Source organism: Armatimonadota bacterium, assembly GCA_017303935.1.
In the GTDB taxonomy this organism is placed as follows: Bacteria; Armatimonadota; Fimbriimonadia; order Fimbriimonadales; family Fimbriimonadaceae; genus JAFLBD01.
The window spans coordinates 678,717-695,043 of the sequence record JAFLBD010000001.1 but is presented as its reverse complement, the minus strand read 5'-3'; the positions used below and the strand labels follow the sequence as shown (position 1 = coordinate 695,043).

16 protein-coding genes are annotated in these 16,327 nt (G+C 52.7%); 7 read left to right on the top strand and 9 right to left on the bottom strand.

Annotated elements, in window-relative coordinates; translation table 11 throughout:
* Window positions 1–43: 43 nt before the first annotated feature.
* The 4 genes from rplT to J0L72_03265 form a co-directional block, all read right to left on the bottom strand.
* Window positions 44–391 carry a 50S ribosomal protein L20 gene (gene rplT, locus J0L72_03280; GenBank protein MBN8689797.1) on the bottom strand — a complete coding sequence of 116 codons (348 nt, stop codon included), beginning with the start codon at window positions 389–391 and terminating at the stop codon, window positions 44–46.
* Between the two features lie 120 nt (window positions 392–511).
* A complete protein-coding gene (gene rpmI / locus J0L72_03275) occupies window positions 512–706 on the bottom strand; it encodes a 50S ribosomal protein L35 (protein MBN8689796.1) in 195 nt (64 codons plus the stop codon).
* The gene (gene infC / locus J0L72_03270; protein MBN8689795.1) at window positions 618–1,262 is read right to left on the bottom strand and encodes a translation initiation factor IF-3; all 645 of its coding nucleotides are present in this window, start codon (window positions 1,260–1,262) and stop codon (window positions 618–620) included. Before infC ends, rpmI begins: the two co-directional genes overlap by 89 nt.
* Before the next feature lie 172 nt (window positions 1,263–1,434).
* On the bottom strand, window positions 1,435–4,512 hold the full coding sequence (locus tag J0L72_03265) for a hypothetical protein (GenBank protein MBN8689794.1): 3,078 nt from the start codon (window positions 4,510–4,512) through the stop codon (window positions 1,435–1,437).
* A gap of 130 nt (window positions 4,513–4,642) precedes the next feature.
* Here J0L72_03265 and J0L72_03260 point away from each other — a divergent pair, with 130 nt between their 5' ends.
* From J0L72_03260 to J0L72_03250, 3 genes are all read left to right on the top strand, one after another.
* Window positions 4,643–6,835: a hypothetical protein gene (locus J0L72_03260; protein ID MBN8689793.1), complete on the top strand. Its 2,193-nt coding sequence runs from the start codon at window positions 4,643–4,645 to the stop codon at window positions 6,833–6,835.
* A gap of 265 nt (window positions 6,836–7,100) precedes the next feature.
* A complete protein-coding gene (locus tag J0L72_03255) occupies window positions 7,101–7,838 on the top strand; it encodes an electron transfer flavoprotein subunit beta/FixA family protein (GenBank protein MBN8689792.1) in 738 nt (245 codons plus the stop codon).
* Window positions 7,839–7,841: 3 nt separating this feature from the next.
* On the top strand, window positions 7,842–8,735 hold the full coding sequence (locus J0L72_03250; GenBank protein MBN8689791.1) for an FAD-binding protein: 894 nt from the start codon (window positions 7,842–7,844) through the stop codon (window positions 8,733–8,735).
* A gap of 21 nt (window positions 8,736–8,756) precedes the next feature.
* Here J0L72_03250 and J0L72_03245 read toward each other — a convergent pair whose 3' ends face one another.
* From J0L72_03245 to J0L72_03225, 5 genes are all read right to left on the bottom strand, one after another.
* Entirely contained in the window at window positions 8,757–8,945 is a 189-nt protein-coding gene (locus J0L72_03245; GenBank protein ID MBN8689790.1) for a hypothetical protein, read from the bottom strand.
* Between the two features lie 97 nt (window positions 8,946–9,042).
* Window positions 9,043–9,648 (bottom strand): imidazoleglycerol-phosphate dehydratase, encoded by a 606-nt coding sequence (locus tag J0L72_03240; GenBank protein MBN8689789.1) that lies wholly within the window; start codon window positions 9,646–9,648, stop codon window positions 9,043–9,045.
* A 467-nt stretch (window positions 9,649–10,115) separates the two neighbouring features.
* The gene (locus tag J0L72_03235) at window positions 10,116–10,958 is read right to left on the bottom strand and encodes a hypothetical protein (GenBank protein ID MBN8689788.1); all 843 of its coding nucleotides are present in this window, start codon (window positions 10,956–10,958) and stop codon (window positions 10,116–10,118) included.
* Window positions 10,955–11,872: a hypothetical protein gene (locus J0L72_03230; protein MBN8689787.1), complete on the bottom strand. Its 918-nt coding sequence runs from the start codon at window positions 11,870–11,872 to the stop codon at window positions 10,955–10,957. Before J0L72_03230 ends, J0L72_03235 begins: the two co-directional genes overlap by 4 nt.
* Entirely contained in the window at window positions 11,869–12,105 is a 237-nt protein-coding gene (locus J0L72_03225) for a hypothetical protein (GenBank protein ID MBN8689786.1), read from the bottom strand. The genes J0L72_03230 and J0L72_03225 overlap by 4 nt, the downstream gene beginning before the upstream one ends.
* A gap of 128 nt (window positions 12,106–12,233) precedes the next feature.
* On the opposite strand from J0L72_03225, the gene sucD reads away from it, so the two are divergent.
* The 4 genes from sucD to J0L72_03205 all read left to right on the top strand — a co-directional run bounded on the left by sucD (window position 12,234) and on the right by J0L72_03205 (window position 16,327).
* On the top strand, window positions 12,234–13,115 hold the full coding sequence (gene sucD / locus J0L72_03220; GenBank protein ID MBN8689785.1) for a succinate--CoA ligase subunit alpha: 882 nt from the start codon (window positions 12,234–12,236) through the stop codon (window positions 13,113–13,115).
* Between the two features lie 12 nt (window positions 13,116–13,127).
* Window positions 13,128–14,180, top strand: coding sequence for a cysteine desulfurase (locus tag J0L72_03215; protein MBN8689784.1), 1,053 nt, complete (start codon window positions 13,128–13,130; stop codon window positions 14,178–14,180).
* Between the two features lie 499 nt (window positions 14,181–14,679).
* Window positions 14,680–15,600 (top strand): sigma-70 family RNA polymerase sigma factor, encoded by a 921-nt coding sequence (locus J0L72_03210; protein MBN8689783.1) that lies wholly within the window; start codon window positions 14,680–14,682, stop codon window positions 15,598–15,600.
* Window positions 15,601–15,697: 97 nt separating this feature from the next.
* Window positions 15,698–16,327 carry a site-2 protease family protein gene (locus J0L72_03205; protein MBN8689782.1) on the top strand — a complete coding sequence of 210 codons (630 nt, stop codon included), beginning with the start codon at window positions 15,698–15,700 and terminating at the stop codon, window positions 16,325–16,327.

Sequence of the window (16,327 nt, the reverse complement as noted above, 5' to 3'; positions counted from 1 at the left end):
AACTCTAGGTTTGGGGGCGGACAAAAGTTCCAGAAATTCCGGCTTAGGCCGTAGCTTCCTTGATGAACGCCTTGAACGCGTCCATATCGGCAATCGCGAGTTCGCTGAGCATCTTTCGATTGACTTCGATTCCCTTCTTGTTCATCGCGTCAATCAGCTCGTTGTACTTGATGCCATTTTCTCGGCAAGCAGCGCTGATTCGAGCGATCCAAAGCTGTCGAAACTCTCGCTTCTTGGCTCGTCGGTCGCGAAACGCGTACTGACCGGACTTCATCACCTGCTCATGAGCACGCTTGAAGACGTTCTTCTTTCGACCAAAATAGCCCGATGCTGCTTTGATCGTCTTTTTATGGCGCTTGTGGCGCATTAGGCCACGTTTAATTCTTGCCATTGATTCTTACCTTTCTCCTTGTTTGTGGTCGGGGCCGCACCGGTTCCCAGCCCAAATGGGCGGTAGCGGTAGTATGTGCGGCGAATGCGATTGAGTTGTACTCAGTCGAATGATTCTTGACTAGATTACGAGCATTCGGCGCACTCGGCGCTTCTCGCCCTTAAACAGTACCGGTTCACTCTCGAGCCGTCGTCGTTGCGACTTGCTCTTGTGGAAGAACATGTGGTTATTCGCGCTCTTCCGTCGAGTGATCTTGCCCGTTCCCGTGATCTTGAATCTCTTCGCTGCCGTCTTGTTTGTTTTGATTTTCGGCATCTTTCTTCTTACCTGTTGGCTTGGCTTTGGGGATTAACACCATCACCATCTGCCTTCCGTCCAGCGAGGCCGGCTTTTCGATCGTGCTCACTTCCGCCAGTCTTTCAGAGATGATTAACATCCTCTTCAGACCGTTTTCAGGGTGAGTTACCTCTCGAGCCTTGAATTGGCACACCACTCGCACCTTGTCGCCTTCCAAGAGGAACTTGTTGGCGTTGCGAATCAGCGTGTTCAAATCGTTCTCAGCTGTGTTCGGACGTAACTTTATACCCTTTACGTCCTGTTGTTTGCGCTTGTTGTCCTTTTCTCGCTTCTCCGTCTCGTATTTATACTTGCCGTGATCAACGATCCGGCATACCGGAGGCTGGGCCTGCGCGGCCACCATCAAAAGGTCCAATCCCTCTTCTTTGGCGAGAGAAAGAGCTTGTCTGCTCCCCATCACTCCAAGTTGCGAGCCGTCAGAGCCGACTACACGAACTTCTCGGAACCGCAAAATGCGCTCATTAAGCGGTGGCCCCTCGTCCCTGGGGGCATACCTTCGGAAAGGCTTCTTTATAGCCCTTCACCTCGATTGGATGTAAGCATTTTTGTCATCGTCGTTATTATATCGGAGTCTATCGAAAGTTTCCTAAGTTCTCGGAGCGATAGATTCAATCAATAGCCCGCCAAATACAAAATGCGGTGCCCGAATGAACGGGCACCGCATTTTGATCGACTAGCTTTGACGATTATGGATAGTCGCCAGACCAGCCATAGTGACTGACCATCAAGTCAAAGTCCGCAGACCCGACTTCGAGGTCGCCATTCATATCCGATTCCATGTAACCGGACTGACCATACTGCACCACGAGCATGTCAAAGTCACTGGAATCGACTTCGTTGTCGCAATTGACGTCTCCAGGGACCAACGACGCAGGTGCCAGGGCTCCGTTCGCATTGTTGATCGTCAGGGACTTGCGCATCGTCAAGTGACCTGGCAATGTCAGATACACCGAGTACGTTCCGTTAGCCAGACCAGCGTCCAGATAGAACCGGCCTGTGCTGTCTAGAACAGTCTTGAATTCTTGGAAGAAATTGCTACCAATGACTTCCACTTTCACAACTCGGCCTTCAACAGGACCCATCCAGTGAGGCATCAAGATGGTTCCATCTGCCCCGCCGCTTGGTGCCGGGCATGGAGTCTCGACGTCTGCAATAGTCGTCTTGTCCTCTCCGTTAAAGGTGACACCGTTCAGGTCGATCAGGATTGAGTTCGGAATAGCTCCGCCCGTGAGCGGCAATCCTTGCAATCCATAAACGTATTGACCGATCATGCTGTACATGTAGTCAGACGTGAACCACGACCGATTACCGAGCGGCGATCCCGAGCAGCCTCGATCATCGAAGTCGAAGTCGACGCCGCCAGCGCAGTTGTTTCCGCCGTTGGCCGAACTACCCAAGTTGAAATAGTTCGATGTATACGGCGTTGGCTGCACTTGCCATTTCAATGTCTGTGGATCGCACTTGTACATCAGACCGCGGGATCGGTGTGGATACGTGTTAGTGAACGCAGCCTTCTTGATCAACGGATTGACGTTGGTGGCATGGTAGTTCATCTGTTCGTAAACAGAAAGTCCTCCACCTGGTGCCCACGTACTACCCATGCCGCGCTCTGCAATCAACATCTGGGCTTCCATCACGCCAACGGAATTTCGTTGCTGTTGGAAGCTGATATCGCTGATAGGAGCCGTTGCATTGGGTTGGTTGTTTGTATTCACGAGGTCAGGAGTAGCGAGTTCAAACCGCTCTGTTCCAACCGGGCCGAATCCACCCGAAGCCGTGACATCGATTGACCACACTTCGTTGGCATTGCCAGCGGCGAAGTTATCGAAGTCTTCTCGCCATCGGGAGAAATACAGCCGGCCCTTGTGATACTTCAGAGCCCAGATGTTCTCGTCCCAATCTGCAAAACCGTCGCCGGTGCTACCGACTGGTGCGCCGTCTGCGGCCCATGGATCGAACGAGCCCAATTTCTGCCCGGCCATGTTGTAGCGATAGATCTTTCCATCGTCCATACAGGTGGCAAAGATTTGGTTGTGGTCGTAATCAAATGTCACGTCCCCAACTTCTGGGAATGCTTGGCTGCTCAACTCGAGTTCTGGGCGCGAGCCTGGGAACGCGTTTGGCAAGCTATTGATCAGAGGATCAGGTGCAGAAGGCATCCCGTTCCAACCGGATGTCGTGTCCTCGTTGAAGATCGTGACCTTTCCGGTTCCATTGGCGATCTTAAAGATTCGCCCGTGGAGGCGGCGGTCAGCGATTTCATTGGGCGACGGCGAGTGATTCCGACCAGGCGTTGCTGGCTGGTTGAAATCTTGGATTCGTGGAGCATAGTCACAGTTGTAAGCTGAGGTTTGTGCCACATAGGCATTGCCCTCGTTGTCAAAAGTGATCGCAAACACGTTGCCCATGTACTTCTTGGTCCAAAAGCAGTCCAATGGCACCAGTGAGGCGAAAGGTCCATCGAGTCCGTTATGGAATCCCATCGGTGTCAGCGCCCAATTGACGCCGAGCGTCGGAGGAGCGCACTGATACTGATCTTGATTGACATAACCGAACACCAAGTCGTCGCGCATCGGAGTTGACGGGCTATCGACGGTGTAAGAAGCGAAGCAAGTGACTGCTGAAACGGTTTTGCCGTTCAGAGCCGCCCAATCCGCGCCGTTGTAACTCACAGGAGATCCGTCTACAGTTGCGTTGTACGTTGGCCGCTTTGCGTAGCAAATTGGCGCACGGTTATCGCAGTTGTTGCAGTTCGGGAATGGGAAGCAAACGTCTTTGACGCAGCACTGGAACCCACCGTTGTACAGCATGATCCGAATGCAAACGTTGGTTCCACCCAGGTTTGCCCCTGTCACGACCGTCGAAATATTGATCAAACCACCCGGAGGTGTTGCCGGCACGTTGTGCACGATTGGATTCGTCGTAGCTCCGCCCAAACCGAGGGTCCAAACCTTATTCACCGTATAGTTCGTGAGGTTTTGGAGCGTAAAGTTGAGTTGGAATGTTCCATTCGGCAAGCACTCAACATGCTCTTCGATGATTTGGAAACAATCGCATTCAGGTGTTTTGAAGCAGAATTGCTCCGCACAACATTCGACCAAGTCGGGCGAATGGAATTCGAAGATGAAGCAATACTCTTCCTGCGGTTGGACCCCAGAAAGGGTGAAACTGATCGTCCCTGAACCGTTCCCTGGAATCGGAGGATTCACTGGAATCGGGTTCGGCGTGATTGTGCCAGGACCTAGCGGGGTGACATAGACCCAGCCGATGGCCCAGGGATTCAGGTTGTTCACCGTCACCGTGACCGTTGCATTGCCGGTTGGACCGTTTGGACCAACTTCCCAAAGAATTTTCGGAACGCCGAAGGTCACACACTCTTTGTGATAACCCAAATTCAGTGTGTATTGACCATTGGCAGCCAAATTAAAGTCGCCAATTCCAATCGGATTTGTCGTCACCAAGACACGCCCGTTTGTACGCAGCGGCGGGATAACGGTGTATCGGCCAGGCATCAATCCCGAGACCAAAATCTGCCCGGTTGGACCAGATTTCACTTGGTGATAGCCTTGTGGACCAACGAGTACAAACTCGTGATCTGCCAAGCCAACATCGTCAACGTCACGTATGCCGTTATCGTTGGCATCCTCATAGATCACACCTTGGACAACACCTGTCGGTCCCCCTTGGCTGAATCCAATCGCTATGCCAAACAGCGCGAGCATGACCGTTAAGATCACTCGCCAGATTCCAAAATAACTCCTCATTCGAAGCAAACCTCGTCGAAAAATTCAGAATGCAAAATTGCTCTTAACACTCCGAGTAACCCCACTATAAGAGAAACTTCGATTCTTGAATACAGTATTTTTACCAGTGTCTTGAATTGACCCGGTGGCCATGAGTGCTCCTGAACCTCCGAACGGTATCCTTTTGGGCAGTATGAGAGCTTGTGTCATCGGTGCCGGAACGATGGGAGCAGGAATTGCCGCCCACATTGCAAACCTTGGGTACGAAGTGCTTTTGCTCGACGTCACCGCAGATGCGGCTAAGAACCTGCTTGAGCGAGCGACGAAGGCTCGGCCGCCCCATTTCTATGGCAACGAAGCGATTTCACGCGTAACGACCGGTGGAATTGATGTTGATCTCCCAAAAGTCGCCGAGTGCGATTGGATTTGCGAAGCGATCATCGAGAATCTCGATGCCAAGCGTGACCTGTATCAGAAATTACTTCCCTATCTCAAGCCAGACGCGATGATCAGCAGCAACACTTCTTCGCTCCCGCTTGGGTTGCTGGCTGAAGGGTTCCCAGATACCTTTAGAATGCGCTTTTTGGGCACCCACTTCTTTAATCCGCCCCGCTATCTGAAACTTCTCGAACTGATTCCAACAGAGGACACTCTTCCTCACGAAGTCGAAAAGCAGACTAAGTTCCTCGAAGGCCAACTCGGACGGCGCGTCGTTCTGGCGAAGGACACTCCAGGATTCATTGCGAATCGGTTTGGAATGTGGTCCATGTTCCACGCGATCCACACCGCCGAAAAGCTTGGTCTATCCTGCGAACAAGTCGACGCTGTCTGCGGACCATTCTTAGGGCGTCCGCGATCCGCCGCATTCCGATTGAATGATCTGGTTGGTGCGGATGTGATGCAGTTCATCGCCGGGATCATGCACGAGCAATGCCCGAATGATCCATACCGTGAGACACTAGAAACGCCAGAATCTCTGAAGTTCCTGCTTGAAAAAGGGTGGCTAGGAAACAAGTCTGGTCAGGGCTATTACCGCCGCGAGGGTAAGTCGTTCTTGGTGCTCGACTTAAAGACTTACGCCTACCGAAATACCCTGGATGCCGAGTTCGACTCAATCGCCGCGGTCGCCAAAAAGCCGATTGGTGAACGAATTCGAACCGTTCTCGCCAGCAAAGATGAAGCCGGCGAATTCCTCCGAGAGCACCTCGTTCCGGTTCTTCAATACGCACACTATCTAAAAGAAGAGATCAGCCACACGGTCCAGGACTTCGACCGAGTCATGATGTGGGGATTTGGCTGGGAGATTGGGCCGTTTGCCCTGATCGACGCAATCGGCGCGGAACACCTCGGAATTCAAACCGAAAAGTTCTATGCTCCCGGGGCTATTCTTGGTCACAGCGGACAGTACGAACCTGCGAAGAACGAACCGGAATACCGTGGGCTCACGGAATACGCCGTACTCGAAGAGCAGCCAGGATTCAACGTCCGAGATCTCGGAGACGGGGTCCGTGCGATCTGCACCACCACAAAGATGGGTGTGATCACCCCCGAATTGGTCCAGAGTCTATTGACCTGGCTCCCAAGTCAGACCGGTCCGATGGTCTTCACTAGTGAGGCACGCGCTTTCTCGGTGGGTTACAACCTGAACTTCTTCGCTGAACGGGCAGAAGCCAAAGACTGGAACGCCATCGATGCAGGTCTCAAGGATCTTCAAGACCTCACCGTGCTTCTGAGCGAAAAGCAGATCATTGCAGCGGTCTTCGGGCATTGCTTGGGCGCCGGGTTCGAAATTGCGACGGCGTGTTCCAATATCATTTGCCATCCGGAATCGAACATTGGCTTGCCAGAAGCTCTTGTAGGGCTGTTGCCTGGCGGAGCTGGCACATGCCGAATGAGGCTGCGGTACCAAACTTCCCTTCAAGACCTGACCAACGGGCTGAAGACAATCGCATCCGGCGAAACGAGTGGATTTGGGTACGCAGCGCTTCAAAAGGGTTTCCTCAGACCTACCGATTCGATCGCAAGCCATCCAGATCGAGTGATTTGGGACGCCAAAATCATGGCTCTTTCGGCAGAGCCCCGGTCCATGCCGACTTGGAAGCAGATGGAAGGTCCACTTTCTGGGATGATCGACAGGATGATCGACGAGGAAATGAAGGCAGAAAGATTCTCGAACCACGATGCCACCATTGCCCACAAGATGAAGCAGGTATTCACGAAACCGACTTCATTTGAAGAGGCACTGGCCGTCGAACGCCAAGAGTTTATCGAGCTCACCCAAAGTGCACTTTCTGTTGCCCGAATTCGGCACATGCTCGATTCCGGAAAACCCCTCAGAAACTAGAGAAAATAATCGTTAGTCAGCGTTTCGAAAAAAATGGCTCCGACTTTACAATCGGAGCCTACGAGTTGGCTACTTCTTACGATTCGAATGTCAAATCGACATTCTCCTCGTAGTTTCTTATGTTTTCAGCACCTCTGTGTGGGTGCCACGGCTAGTGAGACATACCAGGATAAATCCTTGTTCCTGTCAATAGGTCTAATGTCTCATTTTGGGCGTCCACTGCCTGATTATCCCGGCGGTACAATAGGGGTTCTAGGCTCAATTTATGATTATTCTTGTTCCTGTTAAGAGGGTCATTGATCCGTACGCAAAGGTGCGTCCGCTTTCTGACGGAAGTGGGATTGATACAACCGGCGTCAAGTTTGAAATCAATCCATTCGACGAAATCGCCGTCGAAGAAGCCGTTCGACTACGAGAAAAGCATCCGGGAATCGAAATCGTTGTCGTCAGCATCGGTTCGGGAGAGTGCGAAGAGCAGCTCCGAAAGGCTCTTGCGATTGGTGCAGATCGCGCCATCCTGGTTGAAACAGATCATAAATACGATAGCCTCGGCATCGCGAAAGAGCTCAAGGCAGTGGTTGAATCGGTGAAGCCGGACTTGATTCTTATGGGCAAACAAGCGACCGACGACGATTGCAATCAAGCCGGACAGATGCTAGCGGCGATGCTGGATTATCCTCAAGCTTGCTTCGCCTCCAAGGTAGAACTCTCTGATCAGTCAGTAACGGTCAGCCGCGAGACGGACCTCGGAGTGGAAGTCGTTAAGATGGCTCTGCCCTGCATCATCACCACTGATCTTCGCTTGAATGAGCCGCGGTACATCGCTCTTCCGGGCATCATCAAGGCCCGATCAAAACCGCTGGAGAAAACAGCAGCAACGGTGACTCCGGCGCCAAAAACTCGATCAGTGAGGTTCGACGTCCCGGCGCCACGCGCTGCGGGAAAGAAGGTTGGTTCAGTCGCAGAATTGGTACAGGAACTCAAGTCGCGAGGAGCGCTCTAAATCATGTCAAAGCTATTAGGTCTTGCATTCAATCCATCTGATGTCGCAGGGATTGCCTCAGTCGCTTCTGCGCTTGGTTTGCCGTTCGATGTGGTGCAACTCGTTGGGGCTCCGGTAACCGATTCGGGTGCTGGCACCGTTCATCACGCGGGCTTGAACGACGTTCCACAAGCCGACGCCGTTGTAGCCGCTGTTCGCTCGATTGCAGGAGACGGCTATTCCCACGTCGCCGCAGTGAGCTCCATGGCATCAAAAGATGTCCTAGCACGGCTCGCAGGCGCGCTTGACTATGCGATGGTGACGGATGTTGCCGCGATCGAATCTACGAGCGTTTTCATCCGCCCAATCCTTGCGGGAACGGTGCTAGAAAAGGTCGAGGTTCTGACTGGGCCGGTAGTGTTTACTTTCCGCCCGTCTGGATTTTCTGCCGCTCCAGCCGGCGGTTCTAGTGCTATTGTTAGCCTGACAATCGGGCCGTCGAAGGCAGAAATTGTTCAGCTCGCAAAGCCAAGTGGAAGCCGACCTGATTTGACTCAGGCCAAAATCGTTGTTTCTGGTGGACGACCGCTCAAAGACGCAGACACGTTTGAATCTGTGATTGGAGGGCTTGCCGACGCACTAGGAGGCGCAGCGGGTGCGACCCGCGCCGCTGTTGACAGTGGCATCGCTCCGAACGAACTTCAAGTCGGCCAAACTGGGAAAATCGTCGCTCCGGACCTCTATATCGCGGCTGGAATCAGCGGCTCTACTCAGCACATGGCCGGAATCAAGGACAGTAAGTTGATCGTTGCGATCAACAAGGACGGCGACGCTCCAATCTTTGAAGCTGCGGACCTGGGCTTAGTGGCCGATCTGTTCGTGGCGATCCCAGAACTCCGATCGGTGCTCGGAAAGTAAGTTGCCAATTGACCTTCAAGATCAGCTGTTGAGCCGATCTTGAAGGTCTGCATTTTGCTGCAGAGGATTGTTGTTCCGAACGAAGGCACGCATGTCTTCGATCACCAACGCTTGATCGTTGACCCTTTCTCTCAGCTCTCTGAGCTCGACTTTCATCGCTTCCAACTCTCTTGAGTTTTGCTGAGTGCCTTGCCCATGTAAAAGTTGCATTTCCAGCATACGGCGCTTGTGACTCGAGAAGATTGCCACAATTGGAATCCCGAAAATCAAAGTGACTGCAACAAGACCAATTAGGTTTTCCATAGTGTTAAGCGTTGTTTCGAATGCTCTTTGGCGAGCGGTGATGGTCGTTCCGGCGACAAGCCTGAGCCAATGCAATTCCCGTGCCCTTAAATGCCGATTCGATCAATAAGTGATCATTTTGACCGGCGAGGTACCGCAAGTGCAAGGACGATCCGGATGCAGAGGCAAAGCCGCGGAAGAATTCCGGAACGCTCTGGGTGGCAAGAAGTCCAACTCGGTCGGACCGAAATTCTAGATCAAACCCCAGGAACGACTTCGATTGAACTTCGATCGCCGCCATGACGAGTGACTCCCCAGAAACGCCATGTCCCACACCGGACTTTTCAATCGCGGTGGAATTCCCGAGTGACTCAACCAGAGCCAAACCAAGCGCGCAGCCGACGTCCTGTACAAGGTGGAAATCGTCGATGTGCAAATCACTCTCGGCTTTAAGCCCAAGGTCAATTCCGGCGTAAAACGCGAACTGAGACAGGAAGTGATCAAAAATTCCTAGGCCTGTCGCGATATCTCTACGCGACCCACCATCCAAATCCAACACGACTTGGATCCGCGAGTGCTTCGTCTCGTGTTCCAACTCGCTAAATCGAACTTCGGATGCTGAATTCGCCATGGCCCCAATAGTGTATTGCAGGATACGCGAAATTGGGTATTCGGTTGCGTCCAAAAATGAAGAAAGCCCCGCGGAATTATGCGGGGCCTTCTGAGGTGCCTACACTGTGCAATCCGAGGATGGTCCGCAACGACTTACAGGTGTGCGTTCACCCTACATTCGGGGTTAGCGGCCCACGAACTGCACTTTTCGTGCGATGCGCCGCCTTTAAAGATGCTGCGCCAATGGCGCATTATCAGCAGGGACTGAAGTCCCCAGCGACTCTCGCTCTGCCTACGAGGTTAGCTGCCGGGTTCGGGCCAAGAGTTACCCTAGGCATCGCTGCCATTCACCCCAAACGGTGGTTCCCCCGTTCTAAGCCGTCAGGCCTAGACTCGGCGCGGAAGAATTGCTCCTTCCAACACTTAGTATAACGATTCTTTGGCGAAATGGAGTTCCTTTTCAGGGGCAATTCACACAAATTTCAACTATCGGAGTTTGATCTGTGTGAATGGAATCGTTCCGTCGCCCACCATCGGAGTCGCGCCGCCCGCTTCTTTCCACTTTGCGATCGCCTTCCGGCGAATCTCCTGCTTCTTCAGCGCGATCGTCACATCGCCCTGTAGAGCAAGTAATGCGGAAATTTCAGCTTGCTGCTTCGCCTGGGTTTCAATTGTTTTGGCATCAATCTTCGCGCGTTCGAGTTCATTCCTAGACGTATCTAGCTGTGTTCGAACAGCGATGGATTCGCTTACTTTGGCCTGAATCTCCTTGCTCGGATAAACCTCGCCAATGTAAACATCGTCGACGGTGATCCCATATTTACTCAGCAATGGCCCGAGTACCGCTTTGACTTCTGGTCCGAATTTGGCCCGTTCCTTGGCAGTCAGGTCGAAAATCGACCGAGTTCCAGCGACCGTGTTGACCGCATAATCCGCAGCCGAGCGAATAAAAACGCGCTGAATGCCTTCCAAATCCTCAGTTCCAAAATTTTGGAATGCAAGGAGAACGTTCTCGGGATCAACGTGAAATGCCACAGTGACGTCGACCGGCAAGATCGCACCTTCGATCGTGCTGGCGCGGACACTGTTGTCTCCTTGCCGTTCCCCTTCGTTCGCGGCTCGCACATAGCTAGCGTTCTTGATGGAGGTCGGATAGATGATCAGTTGCTCATTGGGCCAAACTGTCGTCAATTCCGGTTTCAGCAGTTTCTGCGAGAACCCGGTGACGCCGTTGAACTTAACGCCAACAGAACTCGGTGGGATCTGGCGCATACATCCAGACATCGTCAGGACGGCAACGCTTGCGACAAATATTGGTGTGTATTTCATCGTTTTGCCCCCATTGCGGCAAGCGCTTCTGGAGTAATGACCACGGTTTGACCGGGCTGACTTTGTATCTTCGGCAACTGCCCGTTCCAAGCGTCTACCGCTTGTTCCTGCAGTTCGAGTTCGAGCAGTTCGAGAGACTTCTCTTTCGTTGTCGTGGCTTGAAGATTACGCGCCTTGCTCTCGGCGTCCGCGCGAATAATCGCTGTTTGACGATTGATCTCCGCGATTTGAGATTGCAGCCTGGAGATAGTGAGCTGGGTATAGCTGTTCACTCGGCTCGTAATCTTAGAATCGAGGTCGCCTTGCGGTGTCGCGCCCAACAAAAGGCAGTGTTCAACCGTGATCCCTTTTGGTGCGAGCACTCTTTGGAGTTCGATGCGGAATTTCTCGCTCACTTCCTGCCGCTTCTGGCCCATCAGATCGAAAACTTCGTATTGAGTTCCAACGGAGTTCGCAGCATCGCGCATCGCCCGCCGAATGTGTTGCCTTTGAATTTCTTCGATTGGTAATGTACCAAATGCTTGGAAGGCTCGGAAGACATTTTCTGGCAAGACCCGGTAATACACCGCGACATTGAAGATCGTGGTGGCCGTATCGCTGGAAGTAATCTGAATTCCATCTGCCGAAGCGACTTCTCCAAAATTCGGGTCCTGCGAATAGATCGCCGCCTGCAATTTTGTTGGATACAAATACAGTGTCTGGAATGGGCCAACCCACAATCTCTGTGGCTTGTAGACGCGTTGCTGCAATCCGCCCGAGGCGTTGTAGATGACGCCCACATAACCGGCAGGAATCCACTCGAGGCGGCTGTATGCCCACAACCCGGCGATCGCCACGACGCCAACGCCGATGGCAAGTCGCTTTCGAAATCTAAATTTGCTTTTGGCGATTACAGGTGGTTTATTTTCGCTCATTGTTTTGGATCATCTCCCATTTCATTGGCCAGTTCCCTTTCGGCTTGGGCCCGCATTCGTTCTTCTTCTTCCCGTTCTCTTTGCCTCATTTTCGCAAGCTCAGCTTCGACTCGGTCGCGACTGTCCATCTTGCTCTCGGCATTTCGAATCAACGGAAGTAGAAGATATCTGACAGTCGCGTAGAGGACGAAGAGTGCGACCGCGAAAATTAGAATGTTTGCCAGGATGGCCATAGCTTCTTCAACTATGATAACGGAATCGCGTTTGTCCAAGTTGCAGTCCTAGCAATACAGGACTATTTCTTGTGCTGAATTCTTTCGAGTACTAACTCAGATTCACCCTGGTATCCTGTATCAAACCCATGGCGATCTTGATCAACAAGAACAGTAAAGTGCTCGTTTCGGGCATGACCGGCCGCGAAGGCACCTTCCACACCCAACAGATGATTGACTACGGCACGAAGGTAGTCGGAGGAATCACCCCGGGCAAAGGCGGGACAGTCCATTTGGGCGTTCCAGTTTTCAATACGGCAGTCGAAGCGGTTCGCCAAACTGGCGCCGATGCTGCGATCGTTTTCGTTCCCGCTCCGTACGCGATGGACGCAGTGCTCGAATTGGAAGACGCTGGAGTTCCGTTTATCACCTTGATCACTGAAGGCCTCCCGATTTTGGATTCTCAGCGCATGGTGAACATCATCGCAAAGAACGGAAAATCGAGATTGCTTGGCGGCAACTGCGCCGGGATCATCACACCGGGCGAATGCAAAATGGGCATTATGCCGGGGCACATTTTTGCTCCCGGACCAATCGGAATGGTTTCCCGCTCTGGCACCCTTACCTACGAAATCGTTTGGGAGCTGACCCAAGCCGGCCTCGGTCAAACAACGTGCGTCGGTGTTGGCGGCGACCCACTTCCGGGTACCCGATTTAAAGAAGTCCTCCAAATGTTTGAGGCTGATCCAAAGACTGAGGCCGTCGTGATGGTCGGCGAAATCGGTGGTTCGGACGAAGAAGAGGGCGCCGAATTCATCAAGTCGATGACCAAGCCTGTGGTCAGCTTTATCTCTGGCCGAACAGCTCCTCCAGGCAAGCGCATGGGCCACGCCGGTGCGATCATCAGCGGTGGCATGGGTACCCCGCAGAGCAAGGTGGACGCCCTTCTTGCTGCGGGCGCCCTCGTTGCCGATCAGACTAGTGACGTCCCGAGCCTGGTCAAGAAAGTCATGGGCAAAGTCACGGCCTAAGGCCAACCGTTATTGAATCGCCAAAACTACTTTGACGCCGCCGCCTCCTGCCCTCTCGATTCGAGAGTTCGGGAGGCGATGTTGCCTTGGCTGGGCGAGAATTTCGGAAACGCTTCTTCCATCCATTCCTACGGTCGCGATGCCCGGCATGCGGTGGATGCATCTCGGGAACAAATCGCCACTTCTTTGGGGCTTGACGCGCCTGAACAAGTCCTTTTCACATCTGGTGCAACGGAAGGCAACAATTGGATCCTTCGGAATTTCGGCGAAGGAGCAATCTCTCCCTTTGAACACAGCTCCGTCCTAGAACCCGGTCTTGAATTGAATTTCGCGATTCTCCCAAATCGTAATTACGTAGTCGATACCCAGGGCCAGCACCGGCTTGTAAGTGTGGTGCTCGTCAGCAACGAAACCGGCGCGGTGATTTCTGCTCCCAATCTTCAGGGAGCATTGGTTCACCGCGATATCACCCAAGCGGTCGGACACATTCCACTCGATCTCGAAGATGTGGATTTCGCGACCTTTGGCGGTCACAAACTCGGCGGCCAGTTAGGCGTGGGCGTACTGATCGCAAAGGACCCTACTCATTTGCAACCCTGGGTGCTCGGCGGAGGTCATGAGTTTGGTCTTCGCGCTGGAACGCTCAACGTCGCCGGCATCGTTGGTCTTGCGAAAGCCGTTCAACTCGCGGTAGACGAACTCGATCAACGATTGCACCATTTCTCGACACTTCGACACGCGGCACTGGATGCAATGCAGGGCGTTTCAGGCTGGGTGACAGACCCGGCGCATACGAGGTCGCCGCATATTTTGCACCTGGCATTTGATGATGTTCAGGGTGAAGCGATTGTTGTCGAACTCGATAATCTAGGATTTGCAATATCAAGTGGAGCGGCATGCGGCGCCGAGTCTGGAAAACCAAGCCGAACACTGGAAGCACTTGGATATTCAGCTCAGCATCAAAAAGGGGCAATTCGCATCAGTTTTCACCCCGAAAATACGCTGGATTCGACCAGCAAACTCATGGATGCATTGGTTAAGGTCGTACAGAACCTAAGGAACTGAGCAATAATATTGCGGAACCGAAACCTTTCACAAAAGATTTGCGTCTAACCTTGTTGGCACGAATCTTGCTTCCAATTTATCCTGGATGCCCCCTGTTTTAAGAAAGTTCTTGACAGAAATCGCGTTTCGTGTTACTAGTAAATAGGAACGACGACCGTGGCGAATACGTATTTCGTTACAGGAGTTGGTGATTGAGCTGTGTCTTCAGCGCAAGATTACCAATTTCTAGCACACGAAACAAGACCGTGGCGCGTCCAATTAAGGAAATCGAATTTTGATGGCAGTAGAAAACGGAATACAACCTACCGCACGGCGAGGAAAGCCAATTACAGTGCGAACCGCGGCTCGAGCAAATTACAGCTCGGCGGCTGCACACGTTTTGGTGGATGACCCAAACGCGGAACCAGTAGATGACGAGTTGTTGGATCTCGTCGAAGCTGAAGACGAGGTTGACGAAACCGAAGCTGCCCCCACGCACGATGACGGCGAAGAGCTGGAAATGTGGATGCGACAAACTCGTCGCGCCCACCTATTGACTCCTGCTCAGGAAGAAGACCTCGCAAAGAAGGTTCAGGCTCGCGATCTTGCCGAAGCTGGGAAGCTCAAGGAACTTGCCAAGCTCCTCAACCGTGCAAACGCTGATTTTGACGAGTACGACATTCGGGACATCGTGAAGCAAGGCATTTACGCCAAGCAGCACCTGATCGAATCGAACTTGCGACTGGTGGTTTCGATCGCCAAAAAGTACAACGCTCGTGGCATCCCTCTTGCTGACTTGATTCAAGAAGGCAATCTCGGTTTGATCCGCGCTGTTGAGAAGTTTGACTGGCGAAAAGGATTCCGATTCTCGACCTACGCGACATGGTGGATTCGCCGTGCAATTGCGCGCGCGATCATCAACCAGGGACGAACGATTCGAATTCCGGTTTACGTGGCTGAACTCATCAACAAGGTGATGAAGACGGCTAACCAGTTGCAGCAAGAATTGCACCGGGAGCCAACACCTGAAGAGGTTGCGGAAAAGGTCGGAATGTCTCCAGACCGCGTTCAAGAGATGATGCGGGTTGCGGTCGAGCCACTTTCTTTGGAAACTCCAGTTGGCGAAAAGGACAACTCGAGCATCGGCGACTTCATTCCTTCCAACAATATGCCAACCCCTGGTGACGTGACCTGGTCGCTGATCCGGCGCGAGGAGATTGATGGAATTTTGGGCCGGTTGACGTTGCGTGAGCGCGATGTAGTGCGACTCCGATTCGGACTCGACGACGGCCGCAGCCGAACTTTGGAAGAAGTGGGCAGCGCACTCAACGTCACTCGAGAGCGCGTTCGACAAATCGAACTCCGCGCGATGAAGAAGTTGCGGCACATCGGACAAGAACTGAGCTCGCAAGGGTTCTCAGTTACTCCTTCGCCGAACTAAACTCTAGAACGACAAAGTTAATGGCCCGAGGCATTTCTGCCTAGGGCCATTTTTGTTCAAGAAATTTCGCATGGTTTGAACGTAAAATCAATTGCGCATGGATATAGAATCACTGTTTATCATCGTCCCGATCGTACTTTTGTCGATCGCGATCCATGAATATGCCCATGCGAAGCTCGCCGACGCGGCGGGTGACCCAACGCCAGGGTTTTATGGTCGGGTGACCATGAACCCACTCAAGCACCTCGATCCTTTCGGAACCTTGTTTATCATCATGTCGAGCTTGGCGGGAGTCGGTTTTGGCTGGGGAAAGCCGGTCCCGATGGACCCTCGCAAAATGCGAAACCCGCGCTGGGATCATTTCTGGGCGGTGATCGGTGGGCCACTCTCCAATCTTATCCAGGCGATCGTGTACGCCATATTGCTCAGGGTCGTCATGATCGCGATGCCAGGTCAAATGTCAATCTTGTTGCTGGTTTTTGCGTATGGGATTCTGATCAACATATCGCTATTCCTCTTCAATCTCTTGCCACTCGGACCACTGGATGGCATGTGGATTGCGGGCACTTTTATGAATGAGCAGAACCGCCTGAAATGGACCCGCTGGAATTTGACCTACGGGCAAGCACTCTTCATCTTCATGATCTTGCCGGTGATCGATGGTCGAAGCATGGTTTCGGTCGTCATCGGTCCTCTCAGAAATTACTTGCAGAACATCCTGCTTTAA